Origin of the sequence: Pararoseomonas baculiformis (genome assembly GCF_017813395.1) — a bacterium.
GTDB classification, from domain to species: Bacteria; Pseudomonadota; Alphaproteobacteria; order Acetobacterales; family Acetobacteraceae; genus Roseomonas; species Roseomonas baculiformis.
In genome coordinates, this window is sequence record NZ_JAGIZB010000098.1 from 1 (window position 1) to 1,358 (window position 1,358).

Sequence of the window (1,358 nt, forward strand, 5' to 3'; positions counted from 1 at the left end):
GCCGATGGGGTGGATGGCCCCCGATCGGCATCGAAGTGCCAAGATGAGGGTTGTCGAACACCCCAGGAGGAGGCCATCCGCCATGCAGATTGCCACGATCGGCGTCGATCTCGCCAAGCATGTTTTCCAGCTTCACGGTGTTGGGCCGGACGGCCAAGTCGTCCTGCGCCAGAAGCTGCGTCGTACCCAGATGATGGCGTTCTTTGCGAAGCTGCCAGCCTGCCTCATCGGCATGGAGGCTTGCGCGACCGCGCACCACTGGGCACGTGAGCTCAGCGCCCTCGGGCACGAGATCCGCCTCATGCCAGCGCACTACGTCAAGGCTTACCTCAAGCGGGGCAAGAATGATGCGGCCGACGCCGAAGCGATCTGTGAGGCCGTGACCCGTCCGACCATGCGTTTCGTGGCGGTCAAGAGCCGGGAGCAACAGGCCGTCCTGGTCATGCATCGCACGCGCGACCTGTTGGTCCGGCAGCGGACCCAAGCCGCCAACTCCCTGCGGAGTCTTCTCGCGGAGTTCGGTGTCGCCGAGGCACAGGGTATCTGCCATTTGGGACGCCTGCGGGCGCACTTGGAAACGGACACGGTCCCCGAGCCTGGGCGTAAGATCCTCGCTCTCCTTGCCGAGCAGATCGACGAGCTCGAGAAGCGCATCGGACAGGTTGATGCCGAGATCTTGGCCTGGCACCGGGCCAATCAGACCAGCCAGCGCCTAGCCAAGATCCCGGGGGTCGGGCCGCTGATCGCGAGCGCCATTGTGGCGACGGTTGCGGACGCCACAGTGTTCCGCTCCGGTCGGGAGTTCTCCGCCTGGCTCGGCTTGGTGCCCCGGCAGAACTCATCGGGCGGCAAGCAGCGCCTGGGTCGGATCACCCACCAGGGTGACGGCTACATTCGTCGCCTGTTGATCATGGGCGCCCAGTCCGCCCTCCTGGGCTCAAGGGAGGTGAAAGCCAACGGCTGGGTACAAGGCCTTCTGAGCCGCTATGCCCGGCTCAAGGTTGCCGTTGCCCTCGCCAACAAGATGGCCCGTATTATCTGGGCGCTCATGGCCAAGGGAGACGTCTACCGGCCGGCTACCGCCGTACCTACGGCATAAGGTAGGGCCGCGCGAGAGAGAGGATGCTTGCGAGAGGAAGAGGCGTGATGGAGTGAGCGGCAGTGCCGACGAGTTGGGAGCAGCCTGGAACGTATCCGGGGTCCTTGAACCCGCGAGACCGATGAGGCCCCAGCCCGCGGACACCCATCAGGGCCAGCGGCCGTCGTGCCGCGCTGAAGGCCGGACACACGACTGCAAGCGACTACCGCTGCTTGATTGCCATGATTCTTCTTGCAAGACAGGGGGCCATCCACACACG

At 64.9% G+C, this 1,358-nt stretch carries 1 protein-coding gene; it reads left to right on the top strand.

Annotated features, from left to right (window positions below):
- Positions 1-82 precede the first annotated feature (82 nt).
- Positions 83-1,099, top strand: coding sequence for an IS110 family RNA-guided transposase (locus J8J14_RS24730; protein ID WP_209382199.1), 1,017 nt, complete (start codon positions 83-85; stop codon positions 1,097-1,099).
- The last annotated feature ends 259 nt before the right edge of the window (positions 1,100-1,358 follow it).